Source organism: Streptomyces sp. NBC_01426, assembly GCF_036231985.1.
Classification (GTDB): domain Bacteria; phylum Actinomycetota; class Actinomycetes; order Streptomycetales; family Streptomycetaceae; genus Streptomyces.
The window spans coordinates 2,240,316-2,257,697 of sequence record NZ_CP109500.1; the positions used below are offsets into that span (position 1 = coordinate 2,240,316).

17 protein-coding genes are annotated in these 17,382 nt (G+C 70.7%); 5 read left to right on the plus strand and 12 right to left on the minus strand.

Going from position 1 to position 17,382, the window contains the following annotated elements; translation table 11 throughout:
- Positions 1 to 60: 60 nt before the first annotated feature.
- Positions 61 to 1,491 carry a WhiB family transcriptional regulator gene (locus tag OG906_RS09690; RefSeq protein ID WP_329441791.1) on the plus strand — a complete coding sequence of 477 codons (1,431 nt, stop codon included), beginning with the start codon at positions 61 to 63 and terminating at the stop codon, positions 1,489 to 1,491.
- A 13-nt stretch (positions 1,492 to 1,504) separates the two neighbouring features.
- The gene (locus OG906_RS09695) at positions 1,505 to 1,744 is read left to right on the plus strand and encodes a hypothetical protein (RefSeq protein WP_267802427.1); all 240 of its coding nucleotides are present in this window, start codon (positions 1,505 to 1,507) and stop codon (positions 1,742 to 1,744) included.
- 315 nt (positions 1,745 to 2,059) lie between these two features.
- Here the strand turns inward: OG906_RS09695 and OG906_RS09700 are convergent, their stop codons facing one another.
- Positions 2,060 to 3,391, minus strand: coding sequence for a class I SAM-dependent RNA methyltransferase (locus OG906_RS09700; RefSeq protein ID WP_329441793.1), 1,332 nt, complete (start codon positions 3,389 to 3,391; stop codon positions 2,060 to 2,062).
- A gap of 231 nt (positions 3,392 to 3,622) precedes the next feature.
- Positions 3,623 to 5,674, minus strand: coding sequence for an APC family permease (locus tag OG906_RS09705; protein WP_329441795.1), 2,052 nt, complete (start codon positions 5,672 to 5,674; stop codon positions 3,623 to 3,625).
- A gap of 209 nt (positions 5,675 to 5,883) precedes the next feature.
- Here OG906_RS09705 and OG906_RS09710 point away from each other — a divergent pair, with 209 nt between their 5' ends.
- Both OG906_RS09710 and OG906_RS09715 read left to right on the plus strand, forming a co-directional pair.
- Positions 5,884 to 6,552, plus strand: a complete 669-nt coding sequence (locus OG906_RS09710) for a potassium channel family protein (RefSeq protein WP_267800626.1) — start codon at positions 5,884 to 5,886, stop codon at positions 6,550 to 6,552.
- Positions 6,549 to 7,220, plus strand: a complete 672-nt coding sequence (locus OG906_RS09715) for a potassium channel family protein (RefSeq protein WP_329441798.1) — start codon at positions 6,549 to 6,551, stop codon at positions 7,218 to 7,220. The genes OG906_RS09710 and OG906_RS09715 overlap by 4 nt, the downstream gene beginning before the upstream one ends.
- Positions 7,221 to 7,302: 82 nt before the next feature.
- Here OG906_RS09715 and OG906_RS09720 read toward each other — a convergent pair whose 3' ends face one another.
- The 7 genes from OG906_RS09720 to OG906_RS09750 all read right to left on the minus strand — a co-directional run bounded on the left by OG906_RS09720 (position 7,303) and on the right by OG906_RS09750 (position 13,944).
- On the minus strand, positions 7,303 to 8,076 hold the full coding sequence (locus tag OG906_RS09720) for a DUF3159 domain-containing protein (protein ID WP_329441800.1): 774 nt from the start codon (positions 8,074 to 8,076) through the stop codon (positions 7,303 to 7,305).
- Positions 8,077 to 8,079: 3 nt separating this feature from the next.
- On the minus strand, positions 8,080 to 8,499 hold the full coding sequence (locus OG906_RS09725; protein ID WP_078998499.1) for an OB-fold nucleic acid binding domain-containing protein: 420 nt from the start codon (positions 8,497 to 8,499) through the stop codon (positions 8,080 to 8,082).
- Positions 8,500 to 8,523: 24 nt separating this feature from the next.
- Complete coding sequence (locus tag OG906_RS09730) at positions 8,524 to 9,210, minus strand: response regulator (RefSeq protein WP_267800629.1); 687 nt, start codon at positions 9,208 to 9,210, stop codon at positions 8,524 to 8,526.
- Complete coding sequence (locus OG906_RS09735) at positions 9,207 to 11,870, minus strand: sensor histidine kinase KdpD (RefSeq protein ID WP_329441805.1); 2,664 nt, start codon at positions 11,868 to 11,870, stop codon at positions 9,207 to 9,209. Before OG906_RS09735 ends, OG906_RS09730 begins: the two co-directional genes overlap by 4 nt.
- Before the next feature lie 154 nt (positions 11,871 to 12,024).
- A complete protein-coding gene (locus OG906_RS09740) occupies positions 12,025 to 12,813 on the minus strand; it encodes a DUF3710 domain-containing protein (protein ID WP_053676263.1) in 789 nt (262 codons plus the stop codon).
- A gap of 1 nt (position 12,814) precedes the next feature.
- A complete protein-coding gene (gene dut / locus OG906_RS09745; protein WP_267800633.1) occupies positions 12,815 to 13,360 on the minus strand; it encodes a dUTP diphosphatase in 546 nt (181 codons plus the stop codon).
- On the minus strand, positions 13,360 to 13,944 hold the full coding sequence (locus tag OG906_RS09750) for a PaaI family thioesterase (RefSeq protein ID WP_267828290.1): 585 nt from the start codon (positions 13,942 to 13,944) through the stop codon (positions 13,360 to 13,362). The genes dut and OG906_RS09750 overlap by 1 nt, the downstream gene beginning before the upstream one ends.
- 58 nt (positions 13,945 to 14,002) lie before the next feature.
- Between OG906_RS09750 and OG906_RS09755 the strand changes: the two genes are divergently transcribed.
- Positions 14,003 to 14,482, plus strand: a complete 480-nt coding sequence (locus tag OG906_RS09755) for a DUF3093 domain-containing protein (protein ID WP_329441811.1) — start codon at positions 14,003 to 14,005, stop codon at positions 14,480 to 14,482.
- Between the two features lie 37 nt (positions 14,483 to 14,519).
- Here the strand turns inward: OG906_RS09755 and OG906_RS09760 are convergent, their stop codons facing one another.
- The 3 genes from OG906_RS09760 to OG906_RS09770 all read right to left on the minus strand — a co-directional run bounded on the left by OG906_RS09760 (position 14,520) and on the right by OG906_RS09770 (position 17,377).
- The gene (locus tag OG906_RS09760) at positions 14,520 to 15,437 is read right to left on the minus strand and encodes a hypothetical protein (RefSeq protein ID WP_267828293.1); all 918 of its coding nucleotides are present in this window, start codon (positions 15,435 to 15,437) and stop codon (positions 14,520 to 14,522) included.
- 12 nt (positions 15,438 to 15,449) lie between these two features.
- On the minus strand, positions 15,450 to 15,746 hold the full coding sequence (locus OG906_RS09765; protein WP_053676268.1) for a DUF4193 domain-containing protein: 297 nt from the start codon (positions 15,744 to 15,746) through the stop codon (positions 15,450 to 15,452).
- A 383-nt stretch (positions 15,747 to 16,129) separates the two neighbouring features.
- Positions 16,130 to 17,377: a sensor histidine kinase gene (locus OG906_RS09770; RefSeq protein WP_329441814.1), complete on the minus strand. Its 1,248-nt coding sequence runs from the start codon at positions 17,375 to 17,377 to the stop codon at positions 16,130 to 16,132.
- Positions 17,378 to 17,382 lie beyond the last annotated feature (5 nt).

Here is a 17,382-nt window from a genome sequence, read left to right on the forward strand (position 1 = left end):
TGGCCAACTCGCCTGATCTAAAGTCCCCGTAAGTCATGATCGCTTCGGGGGAATCATTTTATGGTCACGACAGCTCACAGAACGCCGCCTGCATCCGTCCAGGCGGTCGGCTCCGCCACCCTTCTGCCATGCCAGCGACGGCCGGACATCTTCGGTCAGCCGCTGCTCACGAACCCGCCCGCCAACGTGACGGGCCCTCCGCTCCAGACGCGGAGGCGCCAGGCCCTCATCCACGCGGCCCGGCAGCTCTGCTCCTCTTGCCCCCTCTGGGCGGAATGCATGCGCAACTCCGTCGCCCGGTCGGACCCCGGCGGCTACGCGGGTGCCACCACCCCGCAGGATCGGCGCTGGATCCGCCGCAAGATCGGAATCGGTGACGCGCAGGGGCGGCTGGGTCCCCTGCCGGACGGCGGAGGCCGCCCCGTGGAGGTCGCCGTCGTCCTCGACGCGTTCGACGCGCTCCGGGAGTACTGGGCGAGCCGGCCCGCTCTGGCGTCGGCCGGATCCTCGGCAACGGGTACGCGTGCGGGCCCAGGGTCCGACACACGGACGGACGAGGCACACCGCGTCGCGGCAAGTGGACTGCCGCACGTCGGTCAACAGCGAGTCACCCGAGTCAACACACACGAGGTATCGATGGCGGCCCCGGCAGGCGAACGTATCACTTTCTCGCTCGACGACCCGGCGCGCGCCATACAGAGGGCCGTGCTCGGCCCGCTCGTGGTCTCCATGCTGCCCACGCTCGACGTCACCGAGCAGGTCGCGGCGATGCTTGCCCGTGTGCCCACCGCGGGGCTCAGGCCCCAACTCCTCGATGCCCTGCGGGAGACGCGCCGGTGCCTCGACGCATGGCATACGGCGTCGGGGGACGAAGTCGCGTACCGCCCGGCCGGCAGCGGACTCACCGGATCGGTGAGTGTCGAGCTCGCGACCCGCGACCCGCTGAGCGCGCTGCGGCAGGACATATTCGAGCCCCTGCTGCACCGGCTTGCTGAATCGATTCGTCGCATCGAGGTGCTCACAGCGGCGTTGAGTGCCGCCCCGGACGGCGACACCGCGGACGGCAACACCCCGCGCGTGCCGGGAGTGGCCGCCGTGCACACCGCGCTGTGTGAACTCGGCGCCCACATCGAGCAGTACGCCGCCGACGCCCCACTGCCCCAGGTCCCGGCCCGGCCCCAGGGCGGCACACGGCGCGACACGCCACTGCGGTCCGTACCGAACCATGCTTCAGGGAGCGTGTCACCGCCCGCCCCGAGCAGCGCGCCGAGTCTGCGGCAGGCCGTGGAGCAGGCGGTGACGTCCCTCCCGGGACCCTTCACCGGCCGGGACGTCCTGCTCGCGCTGCCCCCGGGGTCCTACCAGGACCCTGCGAAGTCGGTCAGCAACGCCCTGTCCGCCATGGCCAAGTCCGGGCGCCTCCTGCGCGTGTCCCGCGGCATGTACGCCGTGGCCGCTCCGTCCTCCGGCACATTCGCCGTGACCTCCTGAAGGGAACCGCGCCATGCATTCCGCGCACCCGCCCGCCGAAGTCCGCGTCTTCTCCCACAGTGCGGCCCTCATCGACGGCGTCCCCGTGACCGCCCCGCCCTTCGTCGACATCCAGGAGGTCGTCATCGGGATCCTCCACCAGCGCGCCCAGCAAATGGGCGGTCCGGCCCAGGCGGCGATCAGCGACGACCGCTACGGCGGCGCGATCCGCCTCCTGATCCACCCGGACGGAACCACCGAAGCGATGGACTGAGCGCCGCTCGCCGCCGACAGTCCGGTCTGCCCCGGGCGCATCCCGGCCGGGGCCCCGCCGGTGGCGGCGAGGGGCAGGAGCGCCTCCGGGCGGAGACGCCCGCCACGACCTGCTTCGATCCGTCGAACACCCCCGCGTCGCGGGCGCCCGGAGGCGAGACGCCCGGCACCACGTGCTCCATCAGGGAGCCGGGGGCCAGGCGCGTCTGACGGATCTGACGGATCGTGAGTCGAACGAGCGTCACGGCCGTCCCGTGCGCGTCAAGACATCGCCTGTGACGCCCCACCACACGGCCGCACCGCCCCGACCCCCGGCTCACGCGTCGTCGCGCACCGGCTCCAGGATCGCCACGCACTCCACGTGGTGCGTCATCGGGAAGAGGTCGAAGACGCGCAGCGTGCGGACCTTGTAGCCGTTCTCCTTGAAGTAGCCCAGGTCGCGCGCCAGGGCCGCCGGGTCGCAGGCGACGTACGCGATGCGGCGCGCGGAGAGGCCGGCAATGTGGCGGACCGTCTGCTTGCCGGCGCCGGCGCGGGGCGGGTCGAGGACGACCAGGTCGCACTCGGTGATGCCGGTCTTCGGGAGGATCTGCTCGACCTTGCCCTGCTCGATCCGGACCCGCGGGAAGTCGGTGAGGTTGTGGCGGGCGTCCTCGACCGCGCGCTTCGTGGACTCGACGCCGAGGACCGCGCCGGTCTCGCCGAGGCGTTCGGCGAGCGCACCGGCGAAGATGCCGACGCCGCAGTAGAGGTCGAGGGCCATCTCGCCCTTGCGCGGCATCAGGCCCTGCATGACGGCCTTGATGAGGGTGTCGGCGGCCTGGGGGTGGACCTGCCAGAAGCCGCCCATGCCGACGCGGTAGGTGCGGCCGTCGGCGCGCTCGCGGACGAAGGGGCGGCCGTGGACGCGGTGGACTCCGCCGTCCTTCTCCTCGACGCGCAGGACCGAGACGGGCTTGTCGAGTTCGACCAGCGGGAGTCGGCCGCCGGGGCGGGGGGTGAGGACGACCTGGCGGTCGCTCGAACCGGAGGCGGCGATGGCCTCCACCGACTCCATCTGGGGCCAGTCCTGCTGTTCGATGCCGAGTTCGCTGACGCCGGGGGCGGCGATCATGCAGTGGTCGATCGGCTCGATGTCGTGCGAGCGGTGCTTGCGCAGGCCCACCCGGCCGTCGTCGTCGATCGCGAACTGGACCCGGGTGCGCCACTGCGGTACCTGGCCGGCCGGCAGCTTGTCGCCTTCGGCGGGCATGACCGTGCCGTCCCAACCGGCTTCTTCCGGGGTGAGGCCGGCGAGGCGCTTGAGCTGTTCGGCGACGACCTCGCCCTTGAGCCGGCGCTGGGCGCCCGGCTTGGCGTGCTGCCAGTCGCAGCCGCCGCACTTGCCGGGGCCGGCGTACGGGCAGGGGGCCTCGACGCGGTCCTTGGAGGGGTCCAGGACGGTGATGGCGTCGGCGCGCAGGAAGCGGGAGTCGACGTCGCCTTCGGTGACCTTGGCGACGACCTTCTCGCCGGGCAGGGTGTGGCGGACGAACAGGACCCGACCCTCGGCGGTGCGGGCGATGCAGTGGCCTCCGTGCGCGACGGGGCCGACCTCGACCTCGTACTCCTCCCCGACCAGTGACTGCTTCTCGATCTGCTCGGTCATGGTGGGGAGACTCCAAAAGCTGAAAAGGGAACGGCCGGACGACCGACCCACCAGTTTACGTGGATCTCGTCCGGCCGTTCACCAACCCGAACCCGGGCCGACCCGGCCGCCCGGGCCCCCGGTGGGCCGAGTGCCCAAGGCCCCGGCCGGCCGAGTGCCGGGGGCCCGCCGGGCCCAGTCCCCCGGGCGCCCCCAGGCCCAGCCCCGGCCCCGGCCCCGGCCCCAGGCTCCCTACTTCGCCGAGTCCTTCGGCCGCGACCGCGGGGTGTCCACCGGTCCGCGGCGCACCGCGCCCGGCGCGTTCCAGTCCTGGCGCTTCTTCGCCCGCCGCTTGGCGAGCTCCGAGGACTCCAGCTGGTACGGCACGGAGGTGACCATGACGCCGGGGGTGAAGAGCAGTCGGCCCTTGAGGCGCAGCGCGCTCTGGTTGTGCAGGAGGTGTTCGTACCAGCGGCCGACCACGTACTCGGGGATGTAGACGCTGACGGCGTCGCGCGGGTTCTCGCTGCGCAGTCCCTTGACGTACTCGACGACCGGCCGGGTGATCTCGCGGTAGGGCGAGTCGAGGATCTTGAGCGGGACGTTGATCCCGCGCTGTTCCCAGTCGGCCTTCAGTGCCTTGGTCTCGGCCGGGTCGACGCTGATGCTGAGCGCTTCCAGGGTGTCCGAGCGGGTCAGCTTCGCGAAGGCCAGGGCCCGCAGCGTGGGCTTGTGGACCTTGGAGACCAGGACGATCGAGTGGACCCGGGAGGGGCGCACGCTGTCGTCGCTGGGGCCTTCGGCGGCGGCGATCTCGGTGGAGACGCGGTCGTAGTGCTTGCGGATCGCGGTCATCGTTCCGTAGAAGATGACCATGCCCAGCAGGGCGACCCAGGCGCCGTGCGTGAACTTGGTGGCGAGGACGACGACGAGCACCATGCCGGTGAAGAAGGCGCCGAAGGTGTTGATCGCCCGCGAGCGGTGCATGCGGCGGCGGGCGGCCTGGTCGCGCTCGGAGCGCAGGTGGCGGTTCCAGTGCCGGACCATGCCGATCTGGCTGAGCGTGAAGGAGACGAAGACGCCGACGATGTAGAGCTGGATCAGCTTCGTCGAGTCGGCGTCGTACAGCCACACGAGCAGCATGGCGGCGCCCGCGAGGAGCACGATGCCGTTGGAGAAGGCGAGCCGGTCGCCGCGGGTGTGCAGCTGGCGCGGCAGGTAGCGGTCCTGGGCGAGGATCGAGCCGAGCAGCGGGAAGCCGTTGTAGGCGGTGTTGGCGGCCAGGAAGAGGACGAGCGCGGTGGCGATCGCCAGGATGATGAAGAGGAAGCTGCCGCTGCCGAAGACGGCTTCGCCCACCTGGGAGATCACGGGGTGCTGGACGTAGTCGGCGCCGACGGGGACGCCGTTGTCCAGCAGGTCGACCGGGGGGTTCTCCGCCATCTTCACGTCGGTGGCCATGGCCAGGCCGATGATCCCGCAGAACATGGTGACCGCGAGGCCGCCCATGAGGGCGAGGGTGGTGGCGGCGTTCTTGCTCTTGGGCTTGCGGAAGGCGGGGACGCCGTTGCTGATGGCCTCGACGCCGGTGAGGGCGGCACAGCCCGAGGAGAAGGCGCGCAGCAGCAGGAAGACGAGGGCGAATCCGGCGAGCCCCTGCTGTTCGGGTTTGATCTCCAGATCCGCGGTGGGGGCCTTCATGTCTTCGCCGAGTACGAGGCCCTTGAAGGCGCCGTAGGCGATGAGGACGAAGACGGCTCCGACGAACACGTAGGTCGGGATCGCGAAGAGTTTCCCGGATTCCTTGACTCCGCGCAGATTCATCAGCGTGAGGAGGATGATCATGATCATCGCCGAGAGCACCTTGTGCTCGATGACGAAATCGACGGCGGATCCCAGGTTCTCCACACCGGAGGAGATGGAGACGGCGACCGTGAGGACGTAGTCGACGAGCAGGGCGCTCGCCACGGTGAGGCCGGCTCTGGGTCCGAGGTTGGTGTTGGCGACCTCGTAGTCGCCGCCGCCGCTCGGGTAGGCGTGGACGTTCTGTCGGTAGGAGGCGACGACGGTGAACATGAGCACCACGACCGCGACCGCGATCCAGGGGCTGAAGTGGTACGCCGACACACCCGCGATCGAGAGGACCAGCAGAACCTCGCCCGGGGCGTAGGCCACGGACGAGAGCGGGTCGGACGCGAAGACGGGAAGGGCGATCCGCTTGGGGAGGAGCGTTTCTCCGAGGCGGTCGCTGCGTAGCGCCCGGCCGATCAGGATCCGTTTGGGCACGTCGGTCAGTTTGGACACGCAGAGGATCGTAAGCGTTCGAAATCCGCCTGACGAACCCCCGGCCCCTTTACAAGGCAATGAGCGGCCAATGAGGGGCTCCCTGCACCCCAAATGGTCACACTGGTGACCACCCGTGTGTAGCTTGGGCCATGGTCTGAGACCCTGTTTAGCCAGAGCATGCAATGAGGCTGGAAATCAGCGAGCCGCTGTCAGCCGGAAGGACGGCCGTGCACATCGTCATCATGGGTTGCGGAAGAGTGGGCTCCGCCCTCGCGCAGACCCTGGAACAGCAGGGGCACACGGTCGCGGTCGTCGACCAGGACCCCACCGCATTCCGTCGACTGGGGGCATCGTTCGGCGGCCGCCGCGTCACGGGGGTCGGCTTCGACCAGGACACCCTGCGGGAGGCCGGCATCGAGGAGGCGGGTGCCTTCGCCGCCGTCAGCAGTGGTGACAATTCCAACATCATCGCGGCTCGGGTGGCCCGTGAGATGTTCGGCGTCGAGAACGTCGCCGCCCGCATCTACGACCCCAAGCGCGCCGAGGTCTACCAGCGCCTCGGCATCCCCACCGTCGCCACCGTGCGATGGACCGCCGACCAGATGCTCCGCCGGCTGCTGCCCTCGGGCTCGGAACCGCTGTGGCGCGATCCGAGCGGCGGTGTCCAGCTCGCCGAGGTGCACACCTCCGAGGCGTGGATCGGCCACAAGGTCAGCAAGCTGCAGGAGGAGACCGGCGTACGTGTCGCGTTCCTCACCCGTCTGGGTGAAGCCACGCTGCCGACATCGGCGACCGTCCTCCAGGAGGGCGACCTCGTCCACGTGATGATGCGTACGGACGAGATCGACAAAGTCGAGGCGGCCTTCGCCGAGGGGCCTGAGGAGGCACACGCATGAGGGTCGCGATCGCCGGAGCCGGCGCGGTCGGCCGCTCCATCGCGGGTGAGCTGCTGGAGAACGGCCACGAGGTGCTGCTGGTCGACAAGGCGCCCACCGCCATCTCCGTGGAGCGGGTGCCGCAGGCGGAGTGGCTGCTGGCCGACGCCTGTGAGATCACCTCGCTGGACGAGGCCGCGTTGCAGCGCTGCAACGTCGTCATCGCCGCCACGGGTGACGACAAGGTCAATCTGGTCGTCTCGCTCCTGGCCAAGACCGAGTACGGGGTTCCCCGGGTCGTGGCGCGGGTGAACAACCCGAAGAACGAGTGGCTCTTCAACGAGTCCTGGGGCGTCGACGTCGCGGTATCCACCCCGCGCCTGATGTCGGCCCTGGTCGAGGAGGCCGTCAGCGTCGGCGACCTCGTGCGGCTGCTGCGCTTCAGCCACGGTGACGCCAACCTGGTCGAGCTGACCCTGCCCCCGGACTCCTCGGTCGCGGGCACCCAGATCAGCGAGATCAGCTGGCCCGAGGACACCTCGCTGGTCACGATCATCCGCGGCAACCGGGTCCTGACCCCGCACGGCGAGGAGACCCTGGAGCCCGGCGACGAGCTCCTCTTCGTGGCCGCCCAGGCCCGCGAGGAGCAGCTGGAGGACCTCCTCCAGGCCCGCCACGACAGGGCCTAGGTCTCGGCGTCAATGTGAGAGGGGCGGGGCAGCCGATCGGCTGCCCCGCCCCTTGCGTTTCATCGTCCGCGCGTCCCGGCGGCTACGGCGCCCGGTGGCGTCCTTCGGTCGAGGAGTTGGCGGCCTTGGCCGCCTTGGCGGCCGCCTTGGCCTCCTTCTCGGCGGCCTCCTCGGCCTCCCACTCCGCGATCACGTCGATCGGCGGCGGCGCCTTCGCGAGGAACACCCACGTGAAGTACACGGCGAGCACCATCGGCGGCAGCTTGAGCGCGATGAGCACCCACCCCAGCTGCGTCGCGTCCCCCCACCAGTACAGCGGGAAGAGGATCGCGTACTTGGCGAGGAAGATGAGCCCCCACGCCAGGCTGGCCTTGGTGTACGCCTTCTTGCGGCCCGGGTTGCGGGTCCGCCAGGACAGGTTCTCCTTGAAGACCGGTCCGAGGATCACGCCGAGCAGCGGGAAGCCGACCAGTGCCGAGAGCGTGAACGCGAAGCCCAGGCCGACGCCGTAGATCATGCCGGGCAGGTAGAAGCCCTTCGCGCTGCCCGTGAAGAGGGCGAAGGCCACGCCCACGCCCACGCCGAAGACCCCGCTGAAGGCGTGCTTCACGGTGTCCTTGCGCAGCAGGCGCACGATCACGAGCAGGACCGCGACGGCCCCCGCGGCGATGGCGGAGCTCTTCACGTCCTTGTTGATCGTGTAGATCATCACGAAGAGCAGGCCGGGGAGCATCGTCTCCACGGTGCCGCGGATGCCGCCGAAGGCGTCGAAGAGCGCCGCCTGCGTCACCGCCTTCTGGTCCGCCGCGGGCTCCGGCGGATCCGCCGGCGTGGTCGGTTTGTCGAGTGACGTCACCGGTTACTGCTCCTGTCCGAGCGGTCGGAGTTCGTACTTCGGGTTGAAGAGGACCCGACGCCCATGGCTCATCGAAATACGGCCGGAGGCGATCATGCGCCGTCCCGGCTCGATTCCCACGATCGAGCGACGTCCGAGCCACACCACGTCCAGTGGGGCCGAGCCGTCGAACAGCTCCGCCTCCAGGGCGGGAACCCCGGCGCGCGGCCGCAGGGTCACGGTACGCAGCGTTCCGGTCACCTTGACTATCTGGCGGTCGTCGCAGTCGCAGATCCGCGTGCAGCCGGCGGCTTCTGCGTCCTCCTGCAGCTCCGCCGAATGCAGCTCTTCCTGCGAGGTGGAAAGCCGCTCTATCATCCGGCGGAACCGGCCCGCCGGCCTGGCCGGTTTCGCGGGCTTCTCGGGACGCGGTTCAGCACTCATACAGGAAGCGTACCGGCGCGCCCGCTACCTCTCGAAGCGGTATCCCATGCCCGGTTCGGTGATGAAGTGCCGGGGGTGGGAGGGGTCCGCCTCCAGCTTGCGCCGCAGTTGCGCCATGTAGACCCGCAGGTAGTTGGTCTCCGTGCCGTAGGAGGGCCCCCAGACCTCCTGGAGCAGCTGCTTCTGGCTGACGAGCTTGCCGCTGTTGCGGACGAGCACCTCCAGCAGGTGCCATTCCGTGGGGGTGAGGCGTACGTCGCGCCCCGCGCGCACCGCCTTCTTCGCGGCCAGGTCCACGGTGAAGCCGTCGGTCTCGACGATCACCTCGTCCTCGCCGGCGCCCGCGGCCGGCTCGGCCCGGCGGACGGCCGCGCGCAGCCGGGCCAGCAGCTCGTCCATGCCGAAGGGCTTGGTGACGTAGTCGTCGGCGCCGGCGTCCAGTGCCTCGACCTTCTCGTCGGAGCTGTGCCGGGCGGACAGGACCAGGATCGGCACCCGGGTCCATCCGCGCAGGCCCCTGATCACCTCGACGCCGTCCATGTCGGGCAGGCCGAGGTCGAGGACGACCACGTCGGGGTGGCGGGCGGCCGCGAGTTCCAGGGCGCTCGCCCCGTCGGCGGCGGCGTCGACCTCGTACTTGCGCGCCTTCAGGTTGATCACGAGGGCTCGGACGATCTGGGGTTCGTCGTCCACCACGAGCACCCGGGTCATTGAGGGCCTGCCTTCTGTCGTACGGAGGGGTCGACCGGTCGATCGAACGAGTGAGGGGGAGAGGGGGGTGCGAGGGACGGGGCGGGCGCGGGAGGGCCGGTCCCGACCGGGCCGGTCCTTTCCTCGCCGTCCACCGTGACACGCGAGGGGGTGCGTTCCCCGGGCACCGCGCGCAGGGTGAGCACCATGGTCAGCCCGCCGCCGGGGGTGTCCTCCACGTCGAGGGTGCCGTCCATGGCCTCCGCGAAACCGCGGGCGACGGCCAGGCCGAGGCCCACCCCGGCGCCCCGGGGGGAGTCCCCGTACCGCTGGAAGGGGGCGAAGATCCGGTCCTTGGCCTCGTCGGGCACCCCGGGGCCGCGGTCCACGACCCGTACCTCGACCCGGTCGCCGAGGAAGCTGGCCGCGACCAGCACCCGCTCCCCCGCCGGGCTGTACTTCACGGCGTTCTCCACCACGTTGGCGACGGACCGCTCCAGCAGCCCGGGGTCCACGGCGACCATCGGCAGGGTCTCCGGGATGTCCAGCACCACGCTGTCCTCCGGTACGCCGCCCAGCGCCATCGGGACCACCTCGTCGAGGTCGATCTCGCGGATCAGGGGGGTGACCGTGCCGGTCTGGAGGCGGGACATGTCGAGCAGGTTGCCCACGAGGTGGTCGAGCCGGTCGGCGCCGTCCTCGATGCCTTCGAGGAGTTCGGCCCGGTCCTCTTCGGACCATTCGACGTCGTCGGAGCGCAGCGAGCTGACCGATGCCTTGATGGAGGCCAGGGGTGTGCGCAGGTCGTGGCTGACGGCGGCCAGCAGCGCGGTCCGGATGCGGTTGCCCTCAGCCATCCGGCGGGCCTCCTCGGCCTGTCCGACCAGGCGCTGCCGGTCCAGGACCACGGCGGCCTGGGCGGCGAAGGCGCCGAGCACCCGGCGGTCCTCGGCGGGCAGTACGCGCCCCGACAGGGCCAGCGCCATGTGGTCCCCGATCGGCATGTCCACGTCGGCGTCCTCGGGCCGGGCCGCGGGACGCGGGCCCACGCTGCCGGCCGGGGACCAGGGCTCGACGTCGCTCTCCCGCTCCAGCAGGGCCACCGATTCCATGGCGAAGGTCTCGCGCACCCTTTCCAGCAGCGCGTCCAGGGTGGTCTCGCCGCGCAGGACGCTGCCCGCGAGGAAGGAGAGGATCTCGGACTCGGCGCGCAGCCGGGCCGCCTGTTGGGTCCGTCGGGCGGCGACGTCCACGACGGAGGCGACGGCGACGGCCACCCCGAAGAAGACCGAGATGGCGACGATGTTCTTGGGGTCGGAGACCGTGAACCGGTGCACGGGCGGCGCGAAGAAGTAGTTCAGCAGCAGCGAGCCGAAGGCCGCCGACGCCAGCGCGGGCACGAGTCCGCCCAGCAGCGCGGCGGCCACGGTCAGCGCCAGGAACAGCAGCATCTCGTTGGCGAGGCCGGGGTCGCCGTCGATGTTGGCGAGGACGAGGGCGAGGAGGGCGGGGCAGAGCACGCCGACGACCCAGCCGGCCACGATCCGGGGTCGCCCGAGTCGGGCGGCGGTGCGGACCACGGGCAGTCCGCGCCCCTTGGCGACCTCCTCGTGCGTGACGATGTGGACGTCGAGGTCGGGCCCGGATTCCCGGGCCACGGTGACGCCCACGCCCGGCCCGAAGACGTACTGCCAGGTCTTGCGGCGGCTGGAGCCGAGGACGATCTGGGTGGCGTTGACCCCGCGGGCGAAGGCGAGCAGGGCGTCGGGGATGTTGTCGCCGATGACGTGGTGGAACGTTCCTCCGAGGTCTTCCACCAGGGTCCGCTGGACCGCGAGCTCCTTCGGCGAGGCCGCGGTCAGCCCGTCGCTGCGCGCGATGTAGACGGCCAGGATCTCGCTGCCCGAGCCCTTGGCCGCCATCCGGGAGGCGCGCCGGATCAGGGTGCGGCCCTCCGGCCCGCCGGTGAGACCGACGACGATCCGTTCGCGGGCCTGCCAGGTGGAGCGGATGTCGTGCTCGCCCCGGTACTGCTGGAGGTACTCGTCGGCCCGGTCGGCCACCCACAGCAGCGCGAGTTCGCGCAGGGCGGTGAGGTTGCCGGGGCGGAAGTAGTTCGACAGGGCCGCGTCGACCTTGTCGGATTTGTATATGTTGCCGTGCGCCATGCGGCGGCGCAGGGCCTGCGGGGACATGTCGACCAGCTCGATCTGGTCGGCCCGCCGGACCACCTCGTCGGGTACGGTCTCCCGCTGCCGCACCCCGGTGATCGACTCGACCACGTCCCCGAGGGATTCCAGGTGCTGGATGTTCACGGTGGACACGACGTCGATGCCCGCGCGGAGCAGTTCCTCCACGTCCTGCCAGCGCTTGGCGTTGCGGGAGCCCGGCACGTTGGTGTGCGCGAGTTCGTCCACCAGTGCCACGGCGGGTCCGCGGGCCAGCAGCGCGTCCACGTTCATCTCCGTGAACCCTGCGCCCCGGTAGGTCAACTCGCTGCGCGGCACCTGTTCCAGTCCGTGCAGCATGACCTCGGTGCGCGGCCGGCCGTGGTGCTCGACGAGGCCGACGACGCAGTCGCCGCCGCGCTCCACCCGACGGTGGCCCTCGGAGAGCATGGCGTACGTCTTGCCCACACCGGGTGCCGCGCCGAGGTATATCCGTAGCTTGCCGCGTCCCATGCGCCCATTCTCGGGGACGTCCCCGCAGTTCACGCGCCGATGTGCGGCGAAGGGCGCATCCCTGACGGATCCCTGACGCGTCGGCCGGGAACGGCGATGGGCCGCACCCCCGCGAGGGTGCGGCCCACCGACCGGGACCGATCGTCGAGCGAGGTCAGCGGACCTCGGTGATCTCCGGACCGCGTTCCAGCTGGCCCATGCCGCCGCCGAAGCGGGAGCCCTCGGGCTCCTCGGTCGTCTGCACGCCGTCCGGCACCATCTGGGCGTCGTTCGGCAGCTTCAGGACGATGGGGTCACGGGGAGCCATCGGGCCGTCGCCGCGGAGGACGACGGTGTCCCGGAAGATCTGCTCCAGCACGCCGGCCGAATCCGGGCGCACCGCGCCCTGGCCGGAGATGACACCGCGCAGGAACCAGCGGGGGCCGTCGACGCCGACGAACCGCACCAGCTGGGCGCCGGTCTGGCCGTCGGGCAGCGGTACGGGGACCTGCGCGCGCAGCTCCCAGCCCAGGGGGCCCTGGACCTCGTCGATGATGCCGCCCTGTTGGGTGATGCCCGTGGCGATCTCGTCGCGGACCTCGCCCCAGATGCCTTCCTTCTTGGGCGCCGCGAAGGCCTGCAGCTGCACGGCGCTGTCGCCGAGGACCACGGTCGCGGCCACGATCGCGTCACCGGCGACCTCGACGCGCAGCTCCATGCCCTCGACACCGGGTACGAGGATGCCCCCGAGGTCGACACGGCCGTCCTCCGGATTGCCGATCACCTCGGAAACGTCCCAGGGGCCGTCCGGCCTGGGGGCCGGCGGCAGGTTCATCCGACGCGGCTTGGCGTCGTCGTCGAGCGCCTCGGCGTCGTCCCGCTCATCGGCGCGTGCGCCGTCGACGACCTGCTCGGCCGCGCCGCCGTCCCTGACGGAGTCGTTCTTCTTGCGACGTCCGAACACGTCACTGTCCTTCCCGGTCGGTTACGACCGAAGCGTAGCCATTCCCACCCTGCTGACCAGCCTCGGATCCGGCCACGGCCGCATGACCGCCGGTGGAGCCGAAACCCCCCTCGGCCCGGGCCGAGCCGGGAAGTTCCGCCACCTCGTGGAAGCGCACCTTCTCGACCCGCTGGACAACCAGCTGGGCAATGCGGTCGAAACGCTCGAACCTGACGCTCTCGCGCGGGTCGAGATTGACCACGATCACCTTGATTTCCCCACGGTACCCGGCATCCACCGTCCCCGGGGCATTCACCAGCGCGAGGCCGCAACGGGCGGCCAGGCCCGAGCGCGGGTGCACGAAGGCGGCGTACCCGTCGGGCAGCGCGATGGACACACCGGTGGGAAGCACGATCCGCTCGCCGGGCGCGAGCTCCGCGGCCTCGGTGGTGACCAGGTCGCAGCCCGCGTCACCGGGGTGACCGTAGGCCGGCAGGGGCACCTCGGGGTCGACGCGGCGGATCAGCACGTCGACTCCGCGGCGGGAGTCGTGGTTGTTCTGAGACATCAGGGGTTCACCTCGAAGGCGCGTGCGCGCCTGACCTGGTCCGGGTCGGCCATCGCCGCCCGGATCTCCTCGGGCCGTCCGTTGTCGATGAAGTGGTCGACCTTCACCTCGATGAAGAGGGCGTCGGCGCGCACGGCGACCGGTCCCTCGGGTCCGCCTATTCGGCCGACCGCGGAGCAGTAGATCTTCCGCCCGGCCACGGCGGTCACCTCCGCCTCCAGGTACAGCACGGTGTCCACGGGCACGGGCCGCACGTAGTCCGTCTCCAGCCGGCCGGTCACCGCTATGACGCGCAGCAGCCAGTTCAGGGAGCCGAGCGTCTCGTCGAGCGCGGTGGCGAGGACGCCTCCGTGGGCGAGACCGGGGGCGCCCTGGTGGGCCTGCTTGACGGTGAACTCGGCGGTGACGCGCACACCCTCGCCCGCCCGTGCCTCCAGGTGGAGCCCGTGGGGCTGTCCCTCGCCGCAGCCGAAACAGTGCTCGTAGTGCGCGCCGAGGAGTTCGCCGGGGCCCGGGGCGTCGGGGTGCCTGACCGGCGCCGTGGCATCGGCCGGCGGCGTCAAGGCCGTGTTTCGTCCACTCACAGCCGCTGACCTTACCCGCGCGGCGGTTCGACGGTCGCCTCGTGGCAGGCTTGGACCCATGCAGCCCTCCCCCGCGCACCACGACGAACGCCTGACCGCTCCCCGCGCCTGGTGGGGCATCGCCGTGCTCCTCGGCGTCGCGTGCGCGCTGATGCTGCTGCCGCTGGGCACGCTGCCGATGCTGCTCGGTCTGGTCGGGGGCACTGTGCTGGCGGGGATGGTCGTGAGTTCGTACGGCTCCGCGCGCGTGCGCGTGGTGAACGGTGCGCTGGCGGTGGGTGACGCGCGGATCCCGGTGACGGCCCTGGGCGAGCCCGAGATCCTGGAGGCCGAGGAGGCGCGCGCCTGGCGCACGTACAAGGCCGACACCCGCGCCTTCATGCTGATGCGCAGCTACGTGCCGACGGCCGTCCGCGTGGAGATCACCGATCCGGCCGACCCGACTCCCTACGTGTACGTCTCCACCCGTGAGCCGCAGGCCCTGGTCGCGGCCGTCCGCGCGGCGAAGAACAGCCCGGCCGCGCCGGCGGCCGGCTGAGTCCGGGAGGTCCGGGGCGGCGCCGCGGGGGCGGTCGTCAGCCTCGCCCTTGCGCGTCGGGGCCCTCGATGACCCTCCGGGTGGCCTCGGGAAGGGGCTGGGTGGGCCGCTCAAGGGGCGGCAACTGCGGGAGGGCGTCCCAGGCCACGGCGCGGGTCCGCAGGTCCGCACGCACCTTCTCGGCGAGTTTCCGGGTGTCGCGGCGGTTCATGACCGCGCCGACGGCGGCGCCCACCATGAACGGCATCAGGTTGGGCAGGTTGCGGAACATCCGCTTCATGATCTGTTGGCGCAGTTCGCGCTTCATCTGACCGCCGAGCGCCGCGTTCAGCGTCGTCGGCTTGGTCAGGTCGACTCCGCGTTCCTCCGTCCAGGACGTCAGGTACGCGAAGCTGCGTTCCCCGAGGTTGCCCGGCGCCCGGAGCCCGTAGACCTCGTGGAGTTCGGCGAGGAGCTTCAGCTCGATCAGCGCGACCCCGGTGATCTCCGCGGCCATTTCGGCCGGCATCGCGGGCGGCACCGGCAGCATCGCCGCCGCGCCGATGCCCGCGCCGACGGCGGACGTGGCGTTGGCGGCGCCGGTGATCAGTTTGTCGGCGAGCCGATCGGGGTCGAGGTCCGGGAACTGCGCGCGCAGGGTCGCGAGGTCCCGAACCGGAACGCGCGGTGCGTTCTCGATGATTCGGTCGGTGATGTACAGGGCGGCGGCCTTCGCACCTTCGCCGCCCTTGCGCACACCGTTCTTGACGGCTTGCACCCGACGAGCCCCGAACCACTGCCGGGACTCCTCGTCGGCCGCTGTGGCCGACGGCACCGCCGCGGCGGTGTCGGAGGGCACGGCGGGTACGCCGGGGGCTCCAGGGCCCGTTGCCGGGTCCGTGGCTCCCACCTGCGTCTCCGCCGGATCACCAGACTTTCGGAAGCGTCGCTTCCGAAATGGCGTCGAGCCTGTCACGGCCGACGCCTCTCAGTCGCAGTCGCGACAGATCGGCTGACCGTTCTTCTCACGTGCCAGCTGGCTGCGGTGGTGCACCAGGAAGCAGCTCATGCAGGTGAACTCGTCGGCCTGCTTGGGCAGGACCCGTACGGCCAGCTCCTCATTGGAGAGGTCCGCACCGGGAAGCTCCATGCCTTCGGCCGCGTCGAAGTCGTCCACATCGACGTTCGACGACGACTTCTCGTTGCGCCGGGCCTTCAGCTCTTCGATGCTGTCGTTGTCAACGTCGTCGTCGGTCTTGCGTGGGGTGTCGTAGTCCGTTGCCATTGTTCGCTCTCCCCCTCTGGGATTTAGCGGTGTCTCAGCGCACGTAACGCGCGAGAGGCCGGACTTGTGCCCGACCTGAGGCGGAGATTTTGCCTCACATCAAGGTCTGTTACTCAATCGACACCCAGCCGCACGCCCGAAGGCGCATTTGGCTGGGATGACGACCGGGACCGTACACGGTCCGGGGGCCGTCTTGCACAAACGCCACCCCGTGTATTTCCCGCCATCATGGGGGCCGGAAACCCGGACTTCCCGGGCTTTCCGGCCTCCCCCGGGTCACCGAACGCACTTGACCCGACACTCGACCATGTGATCGATCACACAGGTCCCCCCGCCTTCACCCTCGGCCCGTTCAGCCAACAGCGAACACGCGGGACCCCAGGTCACAGGGGCAACGTGACACGCATCACGAGGCCACCGCCCTCGCGGGGCGTCGCCTGGATGCGGCCGCCGTGTGCGCGGGCCACGGAGCGCGCGATCGAGAGACCGAGCCCCACACCCTTGTCACTGCCCGTTCGTTCGGTACGCAGCCGCCTGAAGGGCTCGAAGAGGTTCTCCACCTCGTACGCGGGAACAACGGGACCCGTGTTCGATACGAGCAGCACCGCGTGGCCGTGCTGAACCTCGGTGGTGACCTCCACCCAACCGCCCTCGGCGACGTTGTACCGGACGGCGTTCTGCACCAGGTTGAGGGCGATCCGCTCCAGCAGCACACCGTTGCCCTGGACGACCGCCAGGGCGCGTTCACCGCGGATCTCCACGCCCTTGGCGCCGGCCTCGCCGCGGGCCTGGTCGATGGCCCGCGAGGCGACCTCGGCGAGGTCCACGGGCTTGCGTTCGATTATCTGGTTGTCGCTCCGGGCCAGCAGGAGCAGACCCTCGACGAGCTGTTCGCTGCGCTCGTTGGTGGCGAGCAGCGTCTTGCCGAGCTGCTGGAGCTCCACCGGGGCCCCCGGGTCGGAGAGGTGCACCTCCAGGAGCGTCCTGTTGATCGCGAGCGGCGTCCGCAGCTCGTGCGAGGCGTTGGCCACGAACCGCTGCTGGGCCGTGAAGGCCCGCTCCAGCCGGTCGAGCATCTCGTCGAAGGTGTCGGCCAGCTCCTTCAGCTCGTCGTCCGGCCCGTCCAGCTCGATCCGCCGGGTCAGGTCGGAGCCGACCACCCGACGGGCGGTACGGGTGATCTTGCCGAGCGGCGAGAGCACCCGGCCGGCCATCGCGTACCCGAAGGCGAAGGCGATGATGCTGAGGCCCAGCAGGGCCATCAGCGACCGGCTGAGCAGGTCGTCCAAGGCGTGCCTGCGCTGTTCCAGGACGCACGCGTTGATGGCGGCGTTGAACTGGTCGAGCGGCTGGCCCTTGCCGGCCACCCCGGGGCAGGTGTTGCTGATGACCGTGACGTCGGTCCCGTCCACGATCTTGAAGGGCGTGCCGTTGCCCTCCCGCAGCGCCTGCGCCGCCAGCAGGTAGATGATCGACAGCAGCAGGATGCCCGCGATCAGGAACATCCCGCCGTACAGCAGGGTGAGCCGTATCCGGATCGTCGGCCGCAGCCAAGGGAAGGGACCCTCGGGCTGCCCGGGGTCCCAGGTGGGTTTCGGTGGCGCCGCGGGCGGCGCCGGTGTCGCTGCCATCCCCG

Coding starts and splice junctions, on each gene's coding strand:
- OG906_RS09690 (WP_329441791.1), top strand. CDS start 61: ATGGTCACGACAGCTCACAGAACGCCGCCTGCATCCGTCCAGGCGGTC.
- OG906_RS09695 (WP_267802427.1), top strand. CDS start 1,505: ATGCATTCCGCGCACCCGCCCGCCGAAGTCCGCGTCTTCTCCCACAGT.
- OG906_RS09725 (WP_078998499.1), bottom strand. CDS start 8,499: ATGAGTGCTGAACCGCGTCCCGAGAAGCCCGCGAAACCGGCCAGGCCG.
- OG906_RS09700 (WP_329441793.1), bottom strand. CDS start 3,391: ATGACCGAGCAGATCGAGAAGCAGTCACTGGTCGGGGAGGAGTACGAG.
- OG906_RS09755 (WP_329441811.1), top strand. CDS start 14,003: ATGCAGCCCTCCCCCGCGCACCACGACGAACGCCTGACCGCTCCCCGC.
- dut (WP_267800633.1), bottom strand. CDS start 13,360: ATGTCTCAGAACAACCACGACTCCCGCCGCGGAGTCGACGTGCTGATC.
- OG906_RS09730 (WP_267800629.1), bottom strand. CDS start 9,210: ATGACCCGGGTGCTCGTGGTGGACGACGAACCCCAGATCGTCCGAGCC.
- OG906_RS09765 (WP_053676268.1), bottom strand. CDS start 15,746: ATGGCAACGGACTACGACACCCCACGCAAGACCGACGACGACGTTGAC.
- OG906_RS09715 (WP_329441798.1), top strand. CDS start 6,549: ATGAGGGTCGCGATCGCCGGAGCCGGCGCGGTCGGCCGCTCCATCGCG.
- OG906_RS09735 (WP_329441805.1), bottom strand. CDS start 11,870: ATGGGACGCGGCAAGCTACGGATATACCTCGGCGCGGCACCCGGTGTG.
- OG906_RS09770 (WP_329441814.1), bottom strand. CDS start 17,377: ATGGCAGCGACACCGGCGCCGCCCGCGGCGCCACCGAAACCCACCTGG.